The following is a 21,656-nucleotide window of genomic DNA, read 5'->3' on the forward strand; positions in this document are numbered from 1 at the left end:
GTATATAAATTTTAGTTTTGTGTGCAATTTAGTGATTTATATAAAATGAAATATCCATATAACGGAACTGCACACACTCGGATGAAAATATCCGAGCTTCCGAGCTCAGCGAAGATAATTATTTACATATGAACAATAAACACAAGGAAAGGAGTAAAGCCTGGGCTCTATTACCGTTAATCGCATTTGTATTAATCTATTTTTCAGCTTCTTTATACCTTAACGACTTTTACGCGGTACCAGTACTTGTGGTTTTTGTCCTGTGCTTATTTATAGCTTTTATTCAATATCCAAAGAAATCGTTCTCGGATAAATTAAAACACTTTTCTTTGGGTTCGGGTGATGAAAATATATTGGTAATGATTCTTATTTTCCTGTTAGCAGGCGCTTTCGGTAGTCTATCTAATTCAATAGGCGCAATTTCATCTACCGTTAATTTTGCTTTAACTTATGTATCACCTAGTTTTATTATTTCAGGAATCTTTTTGATATCTTGTTTTATTTCTATTTCATTAGGGACTTCTGTGGGGACCATAGTTGCTCTAGCACCAATAGCAGTAGGATTTGAATCACATGTCCCGGGAATAATGGCGCTAGCCTTAGCTGCTGTTGTAGGAGGGGCAATGTTTGGGGACAACCTGTCCTTTATATCTGATACAACTATTGCTGCTACGCGCACACAAAATATTGGCATGAGGGATAAATTTAAAGTGAATTTTGCCATTGTTTTTCCCGTGGCGGTATTGGTCTCCGTGATATATTATTTTTTAGGAGCGCAGTTCGAGCAGAAGATAAATGCGGTAAGTGTTGCTGATTATGAATTGATAAAGATAGTCCCGTATCTTGTTGTTTTTCTTTTAGCAATATTTGGATTGCAGGTTATTTGGACCTTGAGTATAGGTGTTTTGGTCGCATTAGGGATTGGTTTACTGAGTGGAGATATTAGTTTTCTAAATAGTGTTGCTGCTATCAACCAAGGATTTGCTAGTATGTTTGAACTTAGTTTACTCTGTTTAGTTATAGGAGGAGTGGTCGGTGTGATCCGATTTAACGGAGGAATCAATTATTTGCTAAATACAATCCTTGGAAAAATTAAGACAGCTAAAGGAGCAGAAATGGGGATTAGTGTATTAACTGCACTTGTGAATCTAGCTCTTGCTAATAATACGATTACCATTGTGATTGTAGGGCCTCTTGCAAAAGAAATATCTAATAAATTTTCCTTAAACCCTAAGAGGGTTGCCAGTATTCTAGATACGACCTCATGCTTTATACAAGGAATAATTCCTTATGGAGCACAGATACTTGCAGCATTAGCTGCTTCAGCAGCTGTTTTTGAAGTCGGTACTGGAAAAACTGCTTTGTCACCGTTTGAACTGATTCAATATTTATACTACCCATTTTTCACAGGCATTGCAACACTGCTATTTATTATTTTTTCTAAACGAACAAAAGGTGATATCGCCAATTAAACGTAAAAAAGGAGCTTATAAGCTCCTTTTTTATGAATTCTATATCTTGATGATTAATGTTTGAAATGTCTAACACCAGTGGTTACCATTGCTATTCCTTTTTCATTAGCCATGTCAATAGATAGTTGATCTTTGATTGATCCGCCTGGTTGCAATACGGCTACAATGCCCGCTTCCGACGCTATTTCTACGCAATCCGGAAAAGGGAAGAAAGCATCGGATGCCATAGATGAACCTTTTAAGTCAAATCCAAAAGCATTAGCTTTTTCGATGGCTTGTTTTAATGCGTCAACACGAGAAGTCTGTCCAACCCCTGAAGTTATTAATGTGCCATTTTTGGCAAAGACTATCGTATTTGATTTAGTATGCTTTACAATTTTGTTAGCAAAAAACAGATCCTCTAATTGAGTTGATGTAGGTACAACAGTCGTAACAGCTGTCATTTGTCCTGGACCTTCGACAGTGTTGTCTTTATCTTGCTGGATTACTCCATTTAGCAAAGTTTTGAACTGTTGTGTTGGTAATTCAACCTGTTTACGTACTAAGATGATGCGGTTTTTCTTTTCTGTTAGTATTGCTATAGCTTCTTCTGTATACGAAGGAGCGATGAGCACTTCGAAAAACAAGTTGTTTATTTCTTTCGCTGTTTCGCCATCAACTGTACCGTTTGTAATCAATACGCCACCAAAAGCTGATACCGGATCACAGGCCAAAGCAGCGATCCACGCCTGTTTCACTGTGGGACGGGAAGCAACTCCACACGCATTTGTGTGCTTTAAAATAGCAAATGTAGGTTCTTGAAATTCATCGATGATCGCGACAGCCGCATCAACGTCAACCAAATTGTTATAAGAAAGCTCTTTCCCGTTCAATTTGTCAAACATGGCATCAAGATTACCAAAGAATACGCCTTTTTGATGAGGATTCTCTCCGTAACGTAATACTTGAGCCTTTTGCTCAGACTGCTTGAATACTTCTAGAGGTTCAGTTTGGTTGAAATAGTTGAATATTGCCGTGTCATAATGCGAAGATGTATTAAAGGCACGCTTAGCAAATGATTTGCGTTGTTCTAGTGTAGTTGTCCCTTCTTGATTTGCTAAAATATCTTCTAATTCTTTATAGTCATTTTTGGAGGAGATGATGACAACATCGTTGAAATTTTTTGCTGCAGCGCGAATTAGAGATATTCCCCCAATATCGATTTTTTCGATAATATCTTCATCAGCTGCACCTGAAGCTACCGTTTCTTCAAAAGGGTATAAATCGACAATTACCAAGTCGATTTCGGGAATTTCGAATTGTTCGAGTTGTTTCTTGTCATCTTCTAATGGACGGCGGGATAAGATACCACCAAATATTTTTGGATGTAATGTCTTAACTCGGCCTCCAAGTATAGAAGGGTAGCTCGTTAAATCTTCAACACGTTCTACTCCAATTCCTAAATCACGGATAAAGGCTTCCGTACCGCCTGTAGAGTAGAAAGTAACTCCGTATTTGTTTAAAAGTTGGATAAGGGGGGCAAGGTTGTCTTTGTAATAGACTGAAACCAATGCATTTTTAATCTTAACAGGATGATTCATTATTTTTTTCTGAAAGTGTCAGTGTTTTATTGCCATCAAGAACTTTTTTGCCTGTTCCTAAGTGGTGTATGAAAGTTTTTATTTAAAGTTGCAAAGTTACAAAATTCTGTATTTAATCCCTATTGCTATGTTTTAAATTCGTGTAAAAACGAAAACTGTTGTCTTAACAATACGTATGAAAGCTAATCGGGCCAAACTTCTTCACTAGAGAAAGCTTGGCCCGATTAGTTTTAATTGTACTTTTTTATAAGGTTTTCTATTACTTTAGGGTAGTGGAGATGTTCGAGTTGTTGTCCGTTAAATTTCAGAATCTCTAGTGTATCCCCCTTTTCAACCTTGAAACGGCCTTGATAAATAATTTCCCCTTCATCAAAATTTTCATTCACAAAATGTATTGTGATGCCATGTTCATCATCTCCGGATAGGAGGACAGCATTGTGAACACGATCACCATACATCCCCTTTCCTCCATGTTTAGGAAGGAGACTTGGGTGTATATTGATAATTTTGTTGGGAAAGGCACTTAGAAGATTTTGGGGAATCAACCATAAAAATCCAGCTAATACCACCAAGTCGATCTCTAATCTTTTTAGGAGAGAAACAACTTCATCGGTTTGATAAAAGTCATGTCTGTCAAAAACATGTGATGGGATTTCAAAGTTGTCCGCCCGCTGCAATACATAGGCATCAGGATTGTTACTTAATACTAACGCGACTTCCGCATCATCAGAATACTTGAAGTGTTCCATGATTTTTTGCGCATTAGAACCTGAACCGGAAGCAAAAATAGCTATTCTCTTTTTCATTGAATAAATTGTTCTTTTACGTAATGGAGCTCTTATTTTGTAATACCCCAAACTTAGCTAAAAATCTTGGTCTTTACGATTCTTGCCTTTAAAAAACTGGATATAACAGGGGTAAAAACATATAAAAAGCAAGACTATTTTGTGTTTATCACTTTACTTATAATCTGTGCACTTATCTGATCCACAGAAAGAGCTGAATTGGACAAAACAATAACTGCAGATTTCTCATCTGGGATTAGCGCAAAGAATGATGAGCTACCTCCTGTTCCCCCGTTGTGCCAGTATTGTATCACATCATTTGTCATATTCATATGCCAAGCCAACCCAATATCTGTTGAAGGAGGCAGATAATAGGTGAATTGTCTGGTAAGAGCAAGAGCTTGTTCTAGTTTGCTTTCCGGCATTTTGAATTGTGCCTGAGCAAAACGCAACATATCGGTGATTGTTGATTTTAAAGCCCCTGTTGAGGCATAAGCCTGCCATTGCCACATAGGCACTTCAACACCTGTGCTGTTGTAAACTTTGGCCGCATGCTGCGTTTTCAAATTCACCTTTTCCACTGTATTGGCCATTCCCAATGGTTGCGTGATGATTTCTGTTAAGTATTGACTATAGGTCTTTTTTGTCATCAAGGAAATCAATTCACCCAGTAGCGCAAAGCCCGTATTACTATACTCAAATTTATCACCTGGATCGCTTTCGGGTTTTATATTTTTTAAATAGGAAAATAGCTCTTTACGGCCATAGCTCGCATAAGGATCGAGCATCGAGAATTTTGGCGTTTTATCCAGATTCGCTGCTAATCTAGGAAGTCCTGAAGTGTGATTAGCCAGGTGTTTAAAGGTAATCTTATGTAGGTTAGGGTTTTGCGTTAAAGAGTCTGGCAGGAATTTGGTAATGCTGTCGTCTAGTGTTATGACCTGATTTTCCACCAGATTAGCCAATAGTGATGCGGTGAAGACTTTTGTAATCGAACCTATTTCGAAGAGTGTATTCTCTTTAGGGATAGAAAGGGAGTCACCTTTAACAGTCTCACCATAGTAAAAGGTGTTGATTTTTCCCCTGTGGATTATACCAATAGCTAGTGCCTGGGCATTTTTTTGTTCAATATATGTTTTCGCTATTGAATCAATAAACTCATCCAGTGGATTCGTTTTAAGGACAATTGATTTTACATTTTCCTTTTTTTCTATCACTATCTCTTGATCCTGAATCTTAAATAGGTCAAAATGGAACGTACTATCTGTTTTTAGAAAGAGAGAGGCTTTCTTTTTGCCTATAGTCAGATTATAACCGGCTATACCATTGTTAAATGTTGCTGGAATTACTTCTTTGATCTGTCCAAAACTGTAAAAGTATTGTAGTGCTATTTCCAGATCTTTAACTGGAATATTTTTTTTAAAATCAAGACTAGCCATCGCATAGATAGAATCAGTTTGCTGCGTGTTAAAGAAATATTCTATTCTATTGTACACTAGTCTATTACTCTTTTCTACAGGAGACTGGGGATATACAGAAGATACATAGAATAAAGTAATAAGCGCGTATATTGCATTTTTGATCATGCTACAAATCTACAAAAACAGGAAGTTATAATCCAATTGTTTGTTTTAAGCGTGCGTAGCCTGATTTACTGATGTTAACTTTGTCCCCATTTAAGAGCATACCTCTATAGCTTTCTTTTTCCATCGGTTCAATCTTAGCTAACTGATCTACTTTGATAATGAAAGATCGGTGTACTCGCACAAATTGTTTCGCGTCCAATTGTTTTTCGAAGGAAGACATTGTTTTGTTCTTTAAGAACATACCTTCTTTAGTGTGGATTTTGACGTAATCGTCATAGGCTTCCAGATATATTACCTGTTGAACAGGGATCAACTTGATTTGTGTTCCATTTTTTACTACTATGCGCTCCAACACATCTTCTTCGACTTCTTCTTGGAGATTTTTTATTGCTTTTTGTGCTTGATTTGATCCGTGAATATTTCTGAATTTTTGTATAGCCTGTTTAAATCTATCTTCGGATATAGGTTTCAGTAAATAGTCGACTGCAGATTTCTCAAAGGCTTTTATGGCAAACTCTTCAAAAGCAGTGGTGAATACAACATGTGGCATGTCATCTACAATCTCTAGCATTTCGAATCCCGTCAATTTGGGCATTTGAATATCCAGAAAAACCAGGTCGGGTTTGTGTTGGTGTATTGCTTTGGCTCCTTCAAAGCCATCGCCGCATTCTGCTACAACCTGAATATCACCTTCGTTTTCTAAATATCCTTGCACGATCATGCGTGCTAGAGGTTCGTCATCAATTACAATTGCTTTAATCATGTTGAGGTATTTTAATGGTTGCTGTAAATTGGTTTTCTTTTTTTCTAATGCTTAATAAGTCTGTTCTACCATAAATTAAGAACAGTCGTCGTTGTATACTGGTTAGGCCGAAGCCTGTTCCTTTTGAATTATAAAATTGGTCGGAATCGTATGGATTTGTAATTTCAATGGTCAACATGTGCGGTTCCATACTGATAATTGTTTCTATTAAAACATCTCCTGTCACATTGTATAATCCATGTTTGATAGCATTCTCCATTAGTGGTTGAACAATCATACTTGGTACCTTGGCTGTTAATACTTCTTCTGGATATATAAAAGTCGTATTGAGTCGATGACCAAATCTTACTTTTTCAATTTCTAGATAGAGTTCCAGATGTTTGATCTCATCAGTCAATTGTATAAGCTGTTTGTCGTCTTTTCTCAAAGTTCCTCTTAAGAAATCAGATAGTTGGAATGTCATCTTTTTTGCCAGATCAGGTTTTACAGTAATCAATGCAATAATTGAGTTCAAACTGTTGAAAAGAAAATGAGGTTGAAGCTGTTGTCTCAAATTGTATAATTCAGCGTCCCGTACCAGTTTTTCAGATTCTTCCTTTCTTTTTTTGTTTTCATGATACTCTTCTTGAATATTCCAAAAAATATTTATGATCATCACACACATTAATAGAAGGAAGTTTATTATAAAACGGTAGGGAAGACGTTCGTAATAGTGATTGATAGACGGGTTGTCAAAAAATCGGGTTGATGAAAAAAGCGATATACCTAAACTCAATATAGTCAATATAATACAGATAACTGTAATCTTAATATATTGGTTTTTTTTTGGCATGTAAAACTGCATGGAGCTGAATATCAAATAGCAGCATGCTGTGATGGATAAAGCTCCGATGGCAGGTTCTACAGGATTGACTTTAAGGGGATGAAACTCCCACCACAACAGAAAGTAAGACGCTAGAAAGTAGAGTACAAAAATAGTCCAGGCACTGATGTGCATCAGCATGTTTTTTGACTTTAGTTTAAACATAGTTGAGGACATAGATTAGCGTTTAGCTATTTTTTATTGTTAAACTTCCGAATATAGAAGTACCGGTAATGAAAAGTTTTTTATTTTCATCAAACGGATGGTTGATGATCACACGTCTATCATCACTTTCGCCCATAATAGATGAGACGGAAGGCGATACAGTCCAGTGCGGAGGAACAATAATTTTAGTGCTACCAAACAATTGAAAGACATCAATGACCGCAGGCTGATTGAGATCTGCCTGTAGCAAATTAACTTCGGTACTGCCGAAAATATTTGTCATCGTACCGCCTAGAAAGTTTTTTGACAGTACTATTTTTTTTGCACTTCCAAATATAGAGTCTATTTTTAAATAATTCTCCGCGTAGTAAAAGGCACTCCCTTTAGGGGCCCTTTGATCATGATATGTGTTTTCGTCATTGAAATTCTGCGTATTGGCATGTGGCGTTTCATGAGAAGAATGTTGTTCTATAACGTCAATAACTCTTTTGTCCCAATCAAATTCATCTGTGGGATGTTGAGGTGTGTTGTCAGGAGGAGTCATTGGTATCTCAGGAACTTTACGATTTCTATTAATTATGTAAACACCTAGTATTATTGCTACGGCAGGAATCAATATTTTTCCTGGATTAAAATCTAGCATTTCTCTCAGCAGGAATACTCCACCGATGGTGATAAGAATAAGAGAGGATTTTTTTTGAAACTTCGAATTCACACCTATTACAAGACCAATAATAATCAAGATCATTTGCCACCCAAATATCCATCTAGGGAATAGATAGCCGAAGTCTAAGTTTTTCAATAGAAGAAAGAGACCGAACAATATGATTATGGCCCCAACTGTAGTTGAACTTTTATTATTATTTGGTGGTAGTACTGGCTTCTGTTTCATGTTGTCTGTTGTTTCCATTTCAATATTATTTATATCCCAAAAGTACTCACTTCATACATATAGCTGTATTGCTATTAGGTATATGATTTCTCTTGTTCGGTAAATGGCTTCATTTAGTCGGTGAAAATAACACACTTCTTACGGGAATTAAAATAATGTGTGAAAAATACATATTTTTTCAATAAAATTTGGATGTTTAAAATTAATTATTATATATTTATGGAATTAAAAAATAGGATTTAAACTTAAATACTTAACTAGACTAATGGGAGATTTTGAAAACAAAGAGCGTGAAGAAGTATTTTCAAAAAAGGTGAGAGCTGGAAAACGTACTTATTTTTTTGATGTAAAGGCTACGCGATCAAATGATTACTATGTGACTATCACTGAGAGCAAGAAGCGTTTTGAAGATGGTCAGTTTATCAAGCACAAGATATTCTTATATAAAGAAGATTTTGAGAAATTTGCAGAAGGACTTACGGATGTTGTAGAGTACATCAAATCAAATCAAGAAGTTGTTGAGAAGAGATACGAGCCTAGTCAAGATGATTCTGCATACGAAGGTAATGAAGAGTTTGTAGAGAAGAATAATTACTCATTCTAATCAAAAGCTTTTCAAAGGTTATAGTGAGCCACTTTAATGAAAGTGGCTTTTTTCTGTATTATATGCACGATGAAAAAGATAGGTGGATTTTCTATGTTCGCTACTGAATAGTGTATATTCGTGGTAAATATGTTGCAATAATCTTTACGGAAGCAAATAGGTCTTTTTATATTTTCGTGAATATTTTTTTAAATAAGTTATGAACAAGTTGTTTAGTGTTTTTTTTGCTTTGTCTTTTTTGGTTCTACAACAACCAGTCGAAGGACAGACCAAGCGTTTGAGTTTCGATGAGTCTTGGGGACGAGGGTATACGGTTACCAAAGCTATTAATGGTTATATCGGTTGGGCTGATAAAGAAAACTATCTCGAGTTGGATCAGTCTGACAGAAAAACTTATAAGGTGAATGTTAAGTCTGGCAAAAGGGAGTTATATACGCCGCTACCCAGTAGCGATATACAGGTTTTTGTGAAAGAAAAGGATATTTATATTAAATATGGTCAGGAAGAAGCAAAAAGGATAACTAATTCGCCTGATAAAGAAGAACAAAATCCAACGTTATCACCAGATGGTAAACGTATTGCGTTTACCAGAGCCAGCAACCTGTTTAGTGTCAGTGTTGAAGATGGCAAGGAGCTTCAATACACCAATGACGGCACAGATGTAATATATAACGGTTGGTCCTCTTGGGTTTATTACGAAGAAATACTAGGGAGAGCTACCAACTACAAGGCCTTTTGGTGGTCCCCTGACAGCAAAAAAATAGCTTTTATGCGTTTTGATGATTCTAAAGTGTCAATGTTTCCTATTTATGTTTCAAAAGGTCAAAATGGTTACTTGGAAGAAACTAGGTACCCGAAAGCAGGACAGAATAACCCCGAAGTAAAGGTGGGATTTGTGAAAGCGGAAGGATCGGCCGTTACTTGGGCAGCATTTAATGAAAAGGACGATCAATATTTTGGACAACCCTATTGGAGCTTTAACAGTGAATCTATCATGGTTCAATGGATGAATAGGGATCAGAATAACTTGAAATTTTACGCAGTAGATCCTAATACCGGATTGAAGAAGGAAATTTATGATGAGGCGCAGGCTACCTGGATTAATTTAGATCATGATGAGCGGATTACTTATCTAGGCGATAATAAACATTATATCTTGAAATCTGATAAGACGGGTTGGGCACATTATTACTTATATACATTAGAAGGAAAGTTGTTAAATCCTATTACGCAGGGAGATTGGCAAGTGACTTCCTTAGCACGTATTGATGAAAAGAACAAGGTTATTTATTTCACAGCCCGAAAAGAAAATTCGGCGACGATGGATTTATATAGAGTGGATTATTCTGGAAGGAATCTGAAACGATTGACTTTTGGTGATTTCACCCACAATATTAGCGTCTCTCCAGACGGGAAGTATTTCATTACAAACTATTCCAACGTAAGTACACCAACTAAGGTGGCCTTAGTGGATAACCAAGGTAAGGTATTGAAAGAATTAGCAGACGCTAAGTCGACAGATTTTAATAACTATAAAATTGGTAAGACGGAGTATTTTACGATTAAGTCCGAAGATGGTAAGTTCGACCTTCCTGTAGTTATGACATATCCCACAGATTTTGATGAGCAAAAGCAGTATCCTGTTATCATGAGTATTTATGGTGGGCCAGATGCAGGTACTGTCAAAAATACTTGGAAAGGTACATCGAATCAACATTGGGCAAATGAAGGTGTTATCCAGATCGCTTGTGACCACCGTGCTTCCGGGCATTTTGGTAAACAAGGAGTAGCGCTCATGCACAGAAATCTTGGCTATTGGGAGCTGTTGGATTATATAACGGTTGCCAAATGGTTAAAATCCAAACCTTGGGTTGCAAAAAACAAGTTGTTGATTACAGGGCATAGTTATGGAGGGTATATGACTTGCTTGGCATTGACAAAAGGAGCCGATTATTTTGATTATGGTATATCCGGCGCGCCTGTTACAGGTTGGGAGTTATACGATACGCATTATACAGAACGTTGGATGGATACGCCTCAAGATAATGCCGAAGGGTATAAAAAGGGGTCAATTCTTACTTATGTAGACAAATATAAAGGTGGTTTAAGGATTATGCATGGTGATATGGATGATAACGTGCATATGCAAAATACCATACAGTTAGTTGACGCGTTGACTGATCGTAATGTTCCGTTTGAGTTAATGATTTATCCTGGAAGTAGACACGGATGGAATAAATCTAAAGTGGCTTACGACTTCAGAGAACGCGCTAGGTTCTATTATCAATATTTATTAGAAAAGCCTTTACCAAAGGAATTTAAATAAGGTTTTTATTTCGTTATAAATGAATTTAAATTAATGAATCTATACTCACCGTTTTGCATCACTTTTGTCTAAAAAGTGATGCGTTTTTAAAAGGTGATAGTATATATCTGGAAAGTAACGTGGTGTATCTTTTTACTGATCTTTTTGAGGAGCAAAAATGATATTGTTTTTATATAAAGCTAGCGAGTTTCTCAGGATACTGATGTGAAGTAGTTGGATATTGATTGGTTGTGCTCTAAAGCTATTGTCTTAAGTGATTACAGCAGTGTATTTCGATCCGTTCGAGAATATGTTTGTTTTAATATGGATAACTTATGTTCCAATAGCAATATTCTCTAGAATAGAAGTGGTTAAAAAGATTTGGTTTCGGTTGATGTAATCCAAAAAATATATCATCTTTGCAGTATTATCCGTTTATATGTTAGAATTTTTAAAGGAAAGTACGTTTAAAGCAAATGATGTGTTTTTCAGAGCTTTGAATATTTTGAGAAAACACTACATCTCTGTCGCAGGATTATGTTTTCTCTTGTTTGTGACCAATAATCTGTCTACATTTTTGGCGACATATCTTAGCGACAGTACAGGTAGCGCTGTAAAGGTTTTATTGCTTTTGGTTTTTGTCGTTTTGTTTTTTGGGTTACAACTGATCTTGATTAAAAGAGCCATACTACTTGCCAATCATGTGGAACATGCGGAATTAGTGACTTATATCCCGTCTGTAAAGCAGTTTTTTAACTTTTTATTGGGACTCATTACTTATTCTATTTTGACCAGTTTGATTTACTTGGGCTGTTCTATTGTATGTATGCCTTTGTTGTACATGAATGTAGATATGGATACTATTTTGTGGGAGATCAACCCATTGTTGACAGGTATTGTCATGATGTTGGTTTTAATTCGTATATCTTTCTTTCCTTTTTTTATTTTAGAAAAGAATTACAATGTACTTAGAGCGGGAAGACTGAGTGTAGCTTTTACAAAGGGAAATGTTGTAAATCTATTGATATTGATGTTGGTTCTAGCTTCGGCTTATATTCTGCAATTAACATTTGAATATTTTGACTCTCCGCTATTGGCTAAGATCTCGAGCTTATTGAATACCTTTATCGTCATTCCTTCGGTGAGTTTGGTTATGGCAGTGGCTTATGTCGATATGATGAAGGAGTATAAAGGGAGTGATGATCCAGAATTATTGAAAAATATTATTTAAGTAAAAGGATAAGTGGAGAAGAAGAAAAGTGTAGCAATATTAGGATCAACTGGTAGTATCGGGACTCAAGCCCTCGATGTTGTTAGATCTTTCCCCGATAAGCTTGAAGTGGCTGCATTGACCGCTAGTAATAGTGTCGATTTGCTGATTCAGCAGGCATTGGAATTTAGGCCAGAAGTCGTTGTCATTATCAAAGAAGAGTACTACAGTCAAGTGAAGACTGCTTTAGTTAATACGGCATGTAAAGTACTTGCCGGTGAAGAGGGATTGATTGAGGCCGCTACATTGATGGGGGTTGACGTCGTTCTGAATGCTATTGTTGGGTCAGCTGGATTGCGACCTACGGTAGAGGCTATAAAGTGTGGTAAAGATATTGCCTTAGCAAATAAGGAGACGCTCGTAATGGCTGGTGAGTTTGTCATGGATCTTGCTCATAAGCATAAAGTCAATATGTTGCCTGTAGATTCAGAACACTCTGCTATCTTTCAATGTCTAGTAGGTGAAGATAATGCGATTGAAAAAATATATCTTACGGCATCAGGAGGGCCATTCCGGGGAAAGACCGCCAAGGATCTTGCACAAGTAACACGCGAACAGGCCCTGAAACACCCAAACTGGGCTATGGGGGCAAAGATCACGATAGATTCCGCTTCGTTGATGAACAAGGGACTGGAGGTAATTGAAGCCAAATGGCTGTTTGATCTGGATCTTTCCCAAATTGATGTTATTGTACATCCACAATCTATTATACACTCCATTGTACAATTTGAAGATGGTTCTATGAAGGCTCAAATGGGAGTGCCTGATATGAAGCTACCCATTCAATATGCGCTGACCTATCCTAAGCGATTAAAGAATGATTTTAAACGTTTTAATTTTATGGATTATGCTGAGCTAACTTTTGAACGGCCAGATTTCGGTACCTTCAGAAATCTAGGATTGGCTTATAATGCATTGCATGAAGGAGGAAACAGATGTTGTGTATTAAATGCGGCAAATGAAATTGCGGTTGAAGCCTTTTTACAGGATAGAGTGTCATTCTTAGGGATGTCGGATATTTTAGAGGAGACATTATGTCAGATTAGTAACCTTGAAAAACTTAATTTAGAGGATTACATAACTTTTGATAAAGAAAGTAGGCTTGTGGCACGAGATTTAATAAGTAAGTTGAGAAACTAAAATTTAATAGATGGGAACATTAGTAATGATAGGACAGGTGATTTTAGCACTGTCTATTTTAATTATATTACACGAACTAGGGCATTTTTTGGCCGCCCGTATGTTCGGTATCAAAGTTGAAAAATTCTATTTGTTTTTTGATGCTTGGGGTGTTAAACTGTTCAAGTTCAATTATAAAGGATGCGAATATGGTATAGGCTGGTTACCTTTAGGTGGTTATGTTAAGATATCCGGTATGATAGACGAGTCTATAGATACGGAACAGATGAAAACAGAACCTAAACCGTGGGAGTTTCGCTCTAAACCAGCTTGGCAACGTCTTATCGTTATGTTAGGTGGAATTATTGTTAACGTGATTGTGGGTATAGTTGTCTTTTGGATGATTACTTTCAAGTATGGAGAGGCTGATTTTGATAATACAAAATTGTATGGTATAAAACCCGGTATTATAGGACAAAATATAGGACTTAAAGATGGGGATAAAATTATTGCTGTAAACGGTAATAGGGCAAATTTATTCTACAAGGATTTGATGACCTCTGATGTCTTAATGGGAGACGCGACCTTGCAGATCGAAAGAGCTGGAAAGACATTGGATATTGTGCTACCTGCTACTATGCTAAATGAAATAGCCGAACATAAACGGAATGAGTTTGTAACTCCCCTATTCAAAATGCTACCTATAGATTCTGTTTATAGAGAATCCCGAGCCGAAAAGATGGGCCTATTGAAAGGGGATAGTATTGTTGCGATCAATGGTGTTAAGGTAGATCGGTTAGATGTTTTTCAAGATGAAGTAGCCAAGAACAAAGGAAAGGAGATTAAGCTGGAGGTGATACGTGGAGTAGATTCTTTGCGGTTGATTGCTGCTGCTGATACTTCATCGATTTTAGGATTTATTAATTCCCAGCCTGTAGTGAGGCGTAACTATACTTTTGCGGAATCTCTTCCTATTGGTGTCAACAAAGCTTTTTCGGTAATAACGGATAATATTAAAGGGTTTGGTAAAATATTCAAAGGGGAGGTTCGTGCAGATAAGGCTCTATCTGGACCGGTAGGTATTGCCAAGATGTTTGGGAAAGAGGTGGATTGGATGCGTTTTTGGACACTAGTGGGTACGCTATCCATGGCTTTAGCATTTATGAATCTTTTGCCTATCCCTGCGTTAGACGGAGGACACGTAATCTTCTTATTGGTTGAGATGGTTCAAGGAAAGCCATTAAGTGATAAGTTTTTAGAGACGGCCCAGATGGTGGGATTTTTTATACTGATCGCACTGATGCTCTTTACCTTTGGAAATGATATTTTAAAGTGGTAAAGTTTTTAACAGAATATTAAATTATGGAGAGCCTGTATAATATATATATAGGCTCTTTTATTTTAGGTAGTTCTTGATAAGTGCTATTAGGGAGATCAGGACAGGACTTGGATTGGAGTTTACGTAAGTCATAAGAATTTGAGTGTTGATATCCGTAATGTTTTTAATATCGACGAAGTATACTTGAGAACTATCGTAATCTTGTTGAACTGATTTTGGTACTATAGCTAGCCCTGCTCCATGACCGACTAATTCTAATATCGATTGCATCGTATTACATTCATGAATTATCGAAGGTGTAAAGTTAAGTCTACCACATATCTCTAATACTTTTTGATAATAAATAGGAGCATAGTCACTATTATATGTTATAAAATGTTCGTTGTTAAAATTGATCTTATTTATGGCTTGTAAGTGAGCCCTAGAGCTTGGTGTTGCCAAAACGAAACCATCTTCATATAAAGGCACTTGGCAGAATCCCGAACGAGTAATAGGAGCTCGTATAATACCTATATCGAGCTTACCTTCCTCTAGAGCCTTTAATTGTTTTTGAGATGAAATCTCAAAAAGATGTATTTGCAACAGCGGATACTGTTCTTTTGCAGATTTTAGTATTTCGGATATTTTCTTTTTAGAAATGGAACTAACATAACCGAGACTAAAGACGCCACTTTCGGCAAGATGGATCTGTTTACAGCGGTATTTTACTTTTTCTAAATGACTTAGTATATGTTCGCATTCTGTCAAGTAATATTCTCCTGCATCTGTCAACACTACTCTTTTGTTACTTCTTAAAAATAACTGAACTTCCAGTTCTTTTTCCAGCTCTTTAATCTGTCGACTAAGTGGGGGTTGAGAAATGAAAAGTCTTTTGGCAGCTTTTCCAAAATGCAATTCTTCGGCTAAGATCTTAAAATATCGGAGGTGTCTAATTTCCATGATACCTAATGGGTATTGATGATTAACAAAAATAGTATTTTTAAGGTATTATAAGCTTCTGTAGATTTGATTTTGTTATAAGAACCAAAAGATGAACAGAAAGTCTACATTGAAAGAAATTGAAGAACGTTTTGATCAAGATGTCGAACGTTTTTCAAACTTGGAAACAGGGCAAGCGACTACGCTCGATGCGACATTTAATATGACACTATTTGCCGAGGGCATAGTGGCAGCTTATCCCAAACTGGCTTCGGTCTTGGATATCGGTTGTGGAGCTGGTAATTATGATGTTAAGCTATTGACACATATTAAACCGCTCGACATTACTCTTGTTGATTTAAGTAAACCTATGCTCGATAAAGCACGCGAACGTGTAGAAGAGCTTAATGAAGGGGGCAAGGTGATCTGTTTGCAAGGAGACTTCAGAAATATAGATATCCCAGAAGAGTCGTTTGATGCCATTATCGCTACTGCTGTACTCCACCATCTTCGTGAAGACGAAGATTGGAAACAGGCTTTTACCAAGTTCTATCGTTTGTTACGAAAAGGGGGGAGTATTTGGATTTTTGATCTTGTGGAGCAAGTTACTCCTGCGCTGCAACAACTTATTTATAAGGAAAAGTATGGAGATTATCTGACATCTCTACGTAATGAATCTTATCGTGATCTTGTCTTTGATTATATAGAAAAGGAGGATAGTCCCCGATCATTGATGTTTCAGGTTGATTTGTTACGGCAAGTCGGATTTTCTAAAGTGGATATCTTACACAAAAACTTGTGTTTTGGAAGCTTTGTTGCTTTTAAGTAAATGCAATTGTGTAATGTTATTTTTTGTTAAGTGTCTATTGATCATTTCGTTTGTCCAATAAATTGATTTAAATTGTAGAATAAATCAGAGGTTATCATCATCTCTATAAACTAATTAAACATTATGAGAAAATTATTGACACTTCTTTTTATCATCCCTCTTTTCGTGACGGGTCAAGAAAAAGGGATTAATTTTGAACACAACGGCAATTGGGAAAAAATCAAAGCCAAAGCGAAAGCAGAGAATAAACATATTTTTGTGGATTGCTTTACGACCTGGTGTGGCCCTTGTATCTGGATGGCAGAAAATGTTTTTCCACAGGAAAATGTAGGCACTTTTTTTAATGCCAATTTTGTAAATCTAAAACTTCAGATGGATCAGACTAAAAAAGATACTGAAGAAGTCAAGTCGTGGTATAGCGAGGCTACTCGATTTGCTAAAGATTACGGTGTCAGGGCATATCCTACTTTTCTTATTTTTTCACCAAATGGTGAGCTCGTACATCGTATGGTAGGAGGCGGAGAGGCGGAATCCTTTATCGCAAGAGCGAAGGAAGGACTCAATCCAGAGACACAGTACGTAACATTGGTCAAAAAGTTTGAGGCTAACCCCAAAGACGCCGCGATAGCGAAAAGTTTGGCGAAAGCCGCACAGTCTGCCTATGATGAAGCTATGTCCAGTAAAGCAATTACTGCTTTTATTGAGAGTGTAGGTGTTGAAGGAGCTTTGACGTCAGACAATATTGACTTACTATTGCAAGGCGCAACTTCTAGTAAGAGCGCTTCATATGGTATTATTAAAGATAACATGAAAAAGGTAGATGCATTGCTTGAGGAAACTCAAAAACCAGGTAGTAGTAATGATATTTTATCTTCAATATTAGTCTACGAGCTTGTTATGCCTAAAATAGGGAAAGCTGAAACGCCTTCCGTTGATTTTGTTGCCTTGCAGAAAGAAATAGAACAAGTTCATCCCTATGTAGATATGACATCGTCTTTGGCTAGAGCTAAAGCTCAATATTATGGTCGAGTAAAGAATTGGCCGGCTTTTAAAGATGCCGTTGATGAATTTGTTAAAGTGGGTAGTAAACGGTTGTCTCCACAAGATTTGAACTCATTTGCTTGGACAATTTTTGAAAACTGTGATGATGCAGCATGCATCACATCCGCATTGGCCTGGAGTAAAAAATCTTTAGAGGCGGGAGAGAATGCGGCTTATCTGGATACGTATGCAAATCTTTTGTACAAATCAGGTGACAAAGCCAATGCCATTAAATGGCAGGAGAAGGCTTTAGTAGCAGCCTCGGAAAGCGAAAAGGAAAATTATCAAGCTATACTTAATAAAATGAAAGCAGGTGAACCGACTTGGGATTAAGAATGTCGTATGAATAAAAAAAAGCCTCGAAAGAGGCTTTTTTTTATTCATGGACAACGCCCATTTTACTGAATTTGTCTATTCTCTCTGTGACAAGTACATCAGGCGCTTTCGCTTTCAATATCTCCAAATCATTTAAAATCTGTGTTTTTAAATGATTTGCTGCCTCTTCCGGGTTTTGGTGAGCACCGCCCAGAGGTTCGGGGATAATACCATCGATTAATCCATTAGCGAGCATATCCTTTCCGGTTAATTTTAATGCTTCAGCAGCACGCTCTTTGTGATCCCAACTTCTCCATAGAATAGAAGAACAAGATTCAGGAGATATAACAGAATACCAAGTGTTTTCCATCATATACACACGGTCGCCTATACCAATCCCCAATGCCCCGCCAGAAGCTCCTTCGCCAATTACGATACAGATTACAGGTACCTTAAGTACGGACATCTCTAAGAGGTTACGTGCGATAGCCTCTCCTTGACCACGTTCTTCTGCTTCCAGACCTGGGTAAGCTCCCATTGTATCAATAAGTGTCACAATAGGTTTGTTAAACTTCTCGGCCATTTTCATTAGGCGAAGCGCTTTGCGATATCCTTCTGGATTGGCCATACCAAAGTTTCGGTATTGTCTCTCCTTAGTATTTTTACCTTTTTGATGCCCGATAACCATAACCGATTGACCTCCAATGGAAGCAAAACCTCCAATAATAGCCTTATCGTCTTTTACTGTCCGATCACCATGCAATTCAATAAACTCATCACAGATCATATCAATATAGTCGAATGTCTGTGGTCTGTCCGGATGCCGTGACATCTGCACTTTTTGCCAACCGGTCATGTTTTTGTATACATCGACTGTTGTTTCAGTAAGTTTTTCTTCGAGTTCACGGATTGTAGCACTCATGTCGACTTTCGTTTTCTCTGCTACTTGATGAACCTTCTCTATTTGAGTTTGCAAATCTGCAATCGGCTTTTCAAAATCAAATGTTGTTTCCATATTTAAAAACGGTTTCGTTTTAGGAGGGCTAAGTTAGTGTATTTTTTGGTGATTCTAAAACAGTTTTGTGCTTAAATAGTATCGCCAATTGTTCAAAAATTAGTAGATTAGGCATCTTTAGAGAAATCAGAAAAATGGTAGAAAAGACTAATACAAGCAAATTTCCGTTTACGTTCGTTATAAAGATTGTTCTTTTAACCGTTACGATCACGCTTTTTTTTAATACTACTAAGGAAGATGAGACTATGTGGTGGTATCAGGTTTTAAGAGGAGTTTATTTTTTTCTTGTGCCCAGTATTATCGTTTCAATTGCACGCTTTGTTATTATCTCTTTTTATAATGCCCGTCATGCAAAGGTGGCAGTACGTGGCAATTTTGTATTGGGGATAAATCGTCTAACCGCGATGTTAAATGCGGTATTTGTTGTCATAGCCTTGATGATAGCATTTGGGATCAAGCCCATAGAATTTCTTACCAGTCTTACTATTGTAGCGATGGCTATAGCGGTATTATTTAGAGATTATATCACGAATATGTTGAGCGGATTATTTATTATGTTTTCTGAACAACTTTCTGTAGGGGACAGGATTAAAGTCGGTGATCAAAAGGGAAGGATAGTCGATATTACGTTTGCAAATATCGAATTGCAAAATGATGAAGATGATATTGTGATGATACCTAATAATCTTGTTTTTACCAATCCAATGGTAAATTTATCGGCTCATCGCTCCAATTTATTTACGGTAAAATTTGAGTTGCCATTAGCGATTCCCATATCAGTTGATCAATTAGAAAGTGATATTCGTTCTACTTTAACAAATCATCCCAATTTAGCTCCCACCAATGAGCTCGATTTGGAAGTGGTTGAAATAGGGAAAGATTTTGTCCGATACAAAATGGAGCTTTATGCTGTCAGTAGCAGCAATAAACTTCATAAAAGTATAGAAAATGAAATTTTGAAATATATCTTAGACTTTAAGCACAGACAGGCTAAATCTTTCTAACTTTAATACTCTCGACAAAATGGTTTGATCCTTTTTGCAATATTAAATCGGCCCTATATTTCGTTGGTAGAATATTGTCATGAAGGTTTGGTTTGTTTATTTCATTCCATATCTGAGTGGCCATGTCGCGACTTTCCTCTAAGGTCATATCTGCATATTTATGGAAATAAGACGTTGGATCTTGAAAGGCTGTTGCTCTTAACGATTCAAAGCGATTAATGTACCAGGAAATAATATCTTGCTCCAATGCATCAACATAGATTGAAAAGTCAAAGAAATCGGATACAAACACCTTGTTGTTTTGACCTTTTTGGGAGTTTACCTGTAATACATTGATACCCTCCAGTATCAATATGTCAGGTTGATTAATTTCTTGGTCTTCTTTGGGAAGTACGTCGTATTCCAGATGCGAATACATCGGTACGAAGATAGATTGAACTCCGGATTTGATTGCGGAAAGGAAATGCAGAAGTTTTTTTGTGTCATAACTTTCAGGAAATCCTTTTCGATTCATTATATTTTTATCAGCAAGGACTTTATTGGGGAATAAAAATCCATCAGTGGTCACTAATTCCACTTTTGGTTTATTTGGGAGAAATGATAGTACTTTTTTGAGGACCCGGGCGGTTGTGCTTTTTCCTACTGCCACCGAGCCCGCGATGCCGATTATAAAAGGCAGTTTTTGTTGATTCCTTTGAAAAAAAGAGTTACTATTATCTCTTATCCTGTCATAATTTTTTATATGTAGTTCGATCAGATGTGCCAAAGGGAAATAAATCTCTTCGATTTCCTTCATATTTAGAGGTTCATTAAGGGCGTGTAACAAATTGATGTCTGTAGATTCCAGATTCAGGTTAAATTGTCCATTTAGATCCTTCCACTCTTCTCTTTCAAATTGCTGGTACGGACTACTTAATACGAGTTCCTCTTGTGATGATGACATTAGTGACTTCTTTTGATGGTGCAAATATAATACCCCTAATACAAATTAACTGTAATTTTATTGTAGTATATTACTTTCGATAACAATAGGGTTGCTTAGAATCTTTTGAACGGGACATTTGTCACCGACTTTGAAAATCCGTTCTTTTTGCATTTCATCCAAATCACCAATCAGTTTTACGGTACAGCGAATATACGTGGTCTGCTGTAGTGTGCTTTTGATCACTTCAGCAGATAATCTGATTTCAACAGATTCTAAAGGCCATTGTTTTTGATCAGCATACATCCGCATGGTCATGGCCTTACAGGTACCTAGTGCCGATAAGAGGAGGGAAGTAGGTTTAGGACCAAGATCAGTTCCACCCACTTCGGTAGGTTCATCAGCTATAAAACTATGTTGATTGATTTGTACTTCTGTTTTGTATTTTTCTTTACCAATAGTTACTTTAACTTCGTCGTTCATGTTTTTTTATTCGTCTAATAATCCTTCTATAATCAAAGATCCGGTACCTGGGTTGGTCGCGAGAGGAACATTGTACAAATCACAAATACGCATCAGCATTTGAATATCTGGTTCATGCGGATGCTTACCTAGCGGATCTCTAAAAAAGATAATACCATCAATTTTTCCTTCTGCAGCAAGAGCAGCAATCTGTGCGTCGCCTCCTTTAGGTCCACTCAGTTTCAATTCTACTTCTAAACCTGTCTGCTTTACATAGGTACCCGTAGTGCCAGTCGCTACCAGTTTAGCTTTTTTTAGGTGTTCGATACGGTCTTTAACAAAAGCCACCATCTCGGCTTTTTTTCCATCGTGAGCTATTAGAGCAATTGTTTTCATGCTTAAATTAAA

Annotated in this window: 20 protein-coding genes; 9 read left to right on the forward strand and 11 right to left on the reverse strand. The window is 36.9% G+C overall.

The features are described 5' to 3' along the window. Positions 1–128: 128 nt before the first annotated feature. Positions 129–1,472 carry a Na+/H+ antiporter NhaC family protein gene (locus G7B20_RS00795; protein WP_164108136.1) on the forward strand — a complete coding sequence of 448 codons (1,344 nt, stop codon included), beginning with the start codon at positions 129–131 and terminating at the stop codon, positions 1,470–1,472. 53 nt (positions 1,473–1,525) lie between these two features. Here G7B20_RS00795 and purH read toward each other — a convergent pair whose 3' ends face one another. The 6 genes from purH to G7B20_RS00825 form a co-directional block, all read right to left on the reverse strand. Beyond that, positions 1,526–3,052, reverse strand: a complete 1,527-nt coding sequence (gene purH, locus G7B20_RS00800; protein ID WP_164108137.1) for a bifunctional phosphoribosylaminoimidazolecarboxamide formyltransferase/IMP cyclohydrolase — start codon at positions 3,050–3,052, stop codon at positions 1,526–1,528. A gap of 230 nt (positions 3,053–3,282) precedes the next feature. Continuing rightward, positions 3,283–3,858, reverse strand: coding sequence for a phosphoribosylglycinamide formyltransferase (gene purN, locus G7B20_RS00805; protein WP_164108138.1), 576 nt, complete (start codon positions 3,856–3,858; stop codon positions 3,283–3,285). A gap of 134 nt (positions 3,859–3,992) precedes the next feature. Continuing rightward, positions 3,993–5,423: a serine hydrolase domain-containing protein gene (locus G7B20_RS00810; protein WP_164108139.1), complete on the reverse strand. Its 1,431-nt coding sequence runs from the start codon at positions 5,421–5,423 to the stop codon at positions 3,993–3,995. Between the two features lie 25 nt (positions 5,424–5,448). Beyond that, positions 5,449–6,186: a LytR/AlgR family response regulator transcription factor gene (locus G7B20_RS00815; protein ID WP_164108140.1), complete on the reverse strand. Its 738-nt coding sequence runs from the start codon at positions 6,184–6,186 to the stop codon at positions 5,449–5,451. Continuing rightward, entirely contained in the window at positions 6,179–7,213 is a 1,035-nt protein-coding gene (locus tag G7B20_RS00820) for a sensor histidine kinase (RefSeq protein WP_164108141.1), read from the reverse strand. Before G7B20_RS00820 ends, G7B20_RS00815 begins: the two co-directional genes overlap by 8 nt. A gap of 22 nt (positions 7,214–7,235) precedes the next feature. Further along, positions 7,236–8,123 carry a LiaF transmembrane domain-containing protein gene (locus G7B20_RS00825; protein ID WP_240452769.1) on the reverse strand — a complete coding sequence of 296 codons (888 nt, stop codon included), beginning with the start codon at positions 8,121–8,123 and terminating at the stop codon, positions 7,236–7,238. 247 nt (positions 8,124–8,370) lie between these two features. On the opposite strand from G7B20_RS00825, the gene G7B20_RS00830 reads away from it, so the two are divergent. The 5 genes from G7B20_RS00830 to rseP all read left to right on the forward strand — a co-directional run bounded on the left by G7B20_RS00830 (position 8,371) and on the right by rseP (position 14,742). After that, positions 8,371–8,709, forward strand: a complete 339-nt coding sequence (locus G7B20_RS00830) for a DUF3276 family protein (protein ID WP_164108142.1) — start codon at positions 8,371–8,373, stop codon at positions 8,707–8,709. A 199-nt stretch (positions 8,710–8,908) separates the two neighbouring features. Then, positions 8,909–11,035, forward strand: coding sequence for a S9 family peptidase (locus G7B20_RS00835; protein ID WP_164108143.1), 2,127 nt, complete (start codon positions 8,909–8,911; stop codon positions 11,033–11,035). 418 nt (positions 11,036–11,453) lie between these two features. Next, a complete protein-coding gene (locus tag G7B20_RS00840; RefSeq protein WP_164108144.1) occupies positions 11,454–12,245 on the forward strand; it encodes a hypothetical protein in 792 nt (263 codons plus the stop codon). A gap of 12 nt (positions 12,246–12,257) precedes the next feature. Continuing rightward, entirely contained in the window at positions 12,258–13,424 is a 1,167-nt protein-coding gene (locus tag G7B20_RS00845; protein WP_164108145.1) for a 1-deoxy-D-xylulose-5-phosphate reductoisomerase, read from the forward strand. Positions 13,425–13,434: 10 nt separating this feature from the next. Beyond that, positions 13,435–14,742 carry an RIP metalloprotease RseP gene (gene rseP / locus G7B20_RS00850; protein ID WP_164108146.1) on the forward strand — a complete coding sequence of 436 codons (1,308 nt, stop codon included), beginning with the start codon at positions 13,435–13,437 and terminating at the stop codon, positions 14,740–14,742. A gap of 57 nt (positions 14,743–14,799) precedes the next feature. On the opposite strand, the gene G7B20_RS00855 is transcribed toward rseP, so the two are convergent. Then, entirely contained in the window at positions 14,800–15,681 is an 882-nt protein-coding gene (locus tag G7B20_RS00855) for a LysR family transcriptional regulator (protein ID WP_164108147.1), read from the reverse strand. Positions 15,682–15,772: 91 nt separating this feature from the next. Between G7B20_RS00855 and G7B20_RS00860 the strand changes: the two genes are divergently transcribed. Both G7B20_RS00860 and G7B20_RS00865 read left to right on the forward strand, forming a co-directional pair. Beyond that, entirely contained in the window at positions 15,773–16,489 is a 717-nt protein-coding gene (locus G7B20_RS00860) for a class I SAM-dependent methyltransferase (RefSeq protein ID WP_164108148.1), read from the forward strand. A 123-nt stretch (positions 16,490–16,612) separates the two neighbouring features. Continuing rightward, positions 16,613–17,863 (forward strand): thioredoxin family protein, encoded by a 1,251-nt coding sequence (locus G7B20_RS00865; protein ID WP_164108149.1) that lies wholly within the window; start codon positions 16,613–16,615, stop codon positions 17,861–17,863. A 43-nt stretch (positions 17,864–17,906) separates the two neighbouring features. On the opposite strand, the gene G7B20_RS00870 is transcribed toward G7B20_RS00865, so the two are convergent. Beyond that, the gene (locus G7B20_RS00870; RefSeq protein ID WP_164108150.1) at positions 17,907–18,860 is read right to left on the reverse strand and encodes an acetyl-CoA carboxylase carboxyltransferase subunit alpha; all 954 of its coding nucleotides are present in this window, start codon (positions 18,858–18,860) and stop codon (positions 17,907–17,909) included. A 134-nt stretch (positions 18,861–18,994) separates the two neighbouring features. Here G7B20_RS00870 and G7B20_RS00875 point away from each other — a divergent pair, with 134 nt between their 5' ends. Further along, positions 18,995–19,864, forward strand: a complete 870-nt coding sequence (locus tag G7B20_RS00875) for a mechanosensitive ion channel family protein (protein ID WP_164108151.1) — start codon at positions 18,995–18,997, stop codon at positions 19,862–19,864. Here G7B20_RS00875 and coaA read toward each other — a convergent pair. From coaA to G7B20_RS00890, 3 genes are read right to left on the reverse strand one after another with little or no spacing between them, the layout of a single operon-like run. Further along, positions 19,851–20,807, reverse strand: a complete 957-nt coding sequence (gene coaA, locus G7B20_RS00880) for a type I pantothenate kinase (RefSeq protein ID WP_164108152.1) — start codon at positions 20,805–20,807, stop codon at positions 19,851–19,853. The genes G7B20_RS00875 and coaA overlap by 14 nt on opposite strands. Positions 20,808–20,864: 57 nt before the next feature. After that, positions 20,865–21,269 (reverse strand): OsmC family protein, encoded by a 405-nt coding sequence (locus G7B20_RS00885; RefSeq protein WP_164108153.1) that lies wholly within the window; start codon positions 21,267–21,269, stop codon positions 20,865–20,867. A gap of 6 nt (positions 21,270–21,275) precedes the next feature. Further along, positions 21,276–21,644: a methylglyoxal synthase gene (locus G7B20_RS00890; RefSeq protein WP_164108154.1), complete on the reverse strand. Its 369-nt coding sequence runs from the start codon at positions 21,642–21,644 to the stop codon at positions 21,276–21,278. Positions 21,645–21,656: the final 12 nt, after the last annotated feature.

This window comes from Sphingobacterium sp. xlx-96, from assembly GCF_011007365.1.
Lineage (GTDB): Bacteria > Bacteroidota > Bacteroidia > Sphingobacteriales > Sphingobacteriaceae > Sphingobacterium > Sphingobacterium luzhongxinii.

Bases quoted from the DNA above. Each gene is read 5' to 3' on its own strand.
- G7B20_RS00795 (WP_164108136.1), top strand. From the start codon at position 129: ATGAACAATAAACACAAGGAAAGGAGTAAAGCCTGGGCTCTATTACCG.
- purH (WP_164108137.1), bottom strand. From the start codon at position 3,052: ATGAATCATCCTGTTAAGATTAAAAATGCATTGGTTTCAGTCTATTAC.
- purN (WP_164108138.1), bottom strand. From the start codon at position 3,858: ATGAAAAAGAGAATAGCTATTTTTGCTTCCGGTTCAGGTTCTAATGCG.
- G7B20_RS00810 (WP_164108139.1), bottom strand. From the start codon at position 5,423: ATGATCAAAAATGCAATATACGCGCTTATTACTTTATTCTATGTATCT.
- G7B20_RS00815 (WP_164108140.1), bottom strand. From the start codon at position 6,186: ATGATTAAAGCAATTGTAATTGATGACGAACCTCTAGCACGCATGATC.
- G7B20_RS00820 (WP_164108141.1), bottom strand. From the start codon at position 7,213: ATGTTTAAACTAAAGTCAAAAAACATGCTGATGCACATCAGTGCCTGG.
- G7B20_RS00825 (WP_240452769.1), bottom strand. From the start codon at position 8,123: ATGGAAACAACAGACAACATGAAACAGAAGCCAGTACTACCACCAAAT.
- G7B20_RS00830 (WP_164108142.1), top strand. From the start codon at position 8,371: ATGGGAGATTTTGAAAACAAAGAGCGTGAAGAAGTATTTTCAAAAAAG.
- G7B20_RS00835 (WP_164108143.1), top strand. From the start codon at position 8,909: ATGAACAAGTTGTTTAGTGTTTTTTTTGCTTTGTCTTTTTTGGTTCTA.
- G7B20_RS00840 (WP_164108144.1), top strand. From the start codon at position 11,454: ATGTTAGAATTTTTAAAGGAAAGTACGTTTAAAGCAAATGATGTGTTT.
- rseP (WP_164108146.1), top strand. From the start codon at position 13,435: ATGGGAACATTAGTAATGATAGGACAGGTGATTTTAGCACTGTCTATT.
- G7B20_RS00855 (WP_164108147.1), bottom strand. From the start codon at position 15,681: ATGGAAATTAGACACCTCCGATATTTTAAGATCTTAGCCGAAGAATTG.
- G7B20_RS00860 (WP_164108148.1), top strand. From the start codon at position 15,773: ATGAACAGAAAGTCTACATTGAAAGAAATTGAAGAACGTTTTGATCAA.
- G7B20_RS00865 (WP_164108149.1), top strand. From the start codon at position 16,613: ATGAGAAAATTATTGACACTTCTTTTTATCATCCCTCTTTTCGTGACG.
- G7B20_RS00870 (WP_164108150.1), bottom strand. From the start codon at position 18,860: ATGGAAACAACATTTGATTTTGAAAAGCCGATTGCAGATTTGCAAACT.
- G7B20_RS00875 (WP_164108151.1), top strand. From the start codon at position 18,995: ATGGTAGAAAAGACTAATACAAGCAAATTTCCGTTTACGTTCGTTATA.
- coaA (WP_164108152.1), bottom strand. From the start codon at position 20,807: ATGTCATCATCACAAGAGGAACTCGTATTAAGTAGTCCGTACCAGCAA.
- G7B20_RS00885 (WP_164108153.1), bottom strand. From the start codon at position 21,269: ATGAACGACGAAGTTAAAGTAACTATTGGTAAAGAAAAATACAAAACA.
- G7B20_RS00890 (WP_164108154.1), bottom strand. From the start codon at position 21,644: ATGAAAACAATTGCTCTAATAGCTCACGATGGAAAAAAAGCCGAGATG.